The sequence below is a fragment of the Kitasatospora nipponensis genome (assembly GCF_039528135.1).
Taxonomy (GTDB): Bacteria; Actinomycetota; Actinomycetes; order Streptomycetales; family Streptomycetaceae; genus Kitasatospora; species Kitasatospora nipponensis.
Map to the genome: position 1 here is coordinate 1 of NZ_BAAALF010000786.1, position 659 is coordinate 659.

Consider the following 659-nt stretch of genomic DNA (forward strand, 5'->3'; position numbering starts at 1 on the left):
CCCACCAGGCGGACAGGCCGCGGTCGGTGGTACCGGTCTTGCCGGCGATCGGCCGACCGACCGCCTTGGTCTTCTCACCGGTGCCGTTCTTGGCCACGTTCACCAGCACGTCGGTCACGTTGTCCGCGTCCACCTCCTCCAGCACCGCCTTGGGCGTGGGCTTGGCGAAGCTCTTCAGCTCGGCGCCCTCGCGGATCACCTTGCTGACCGAGTACGGGTCGGTCTGCTGGCCGCGGGCCGCGAACACCGAGTAGGCCGAGGCCAGTCGGATCGCACTGGGGGTGGAGGTGCCGAGCGGGAAGGTGATGGTCGAGGAGTCGGTCAGGCTCTCCTTGCGCAGGCCCATCTGCTCCACCAGGTTGCCCACCACCTTGGTGCCGACGTCCTCGCCGAGCTGCACGAACGGCACGTTGTACGAGTTGCGCATCGCCTCCTTGAGCGAGACGTAACCCGGCATCCCCTTGCCGCTGTTCTTCTGGTGGTACGGCTTGCCGTCGTCGCCGATCACCGGCGAGCCGTCCAGCTTGTGGATCTCCGTCTTGTCGTCGGCGAGGTAGCGGCTCTCCGCGTTGATCCGCTTCGGCTTGCCGTCGTTGCCGGTCTCGGTCTGCACGCCGTACTGCATCGCGGCGGCCAGCACGAAGGGGCTGAAGGGCGGG

Annotated in this window: 1 protein-coding gene; it reads right to left on the bottom strand. The window is 67.8% G+C overall.

Going from position 1 to position 659, the window contains the following annotated elements:
* Positions 1-659 (bottom strand): penicillin-binding transpeptidase domain-containing protein (locus ABD323_RS43340; RefSeq protein WP_344447521.1); only part of this gene is annotated, 659 nt, incomplete at both ends.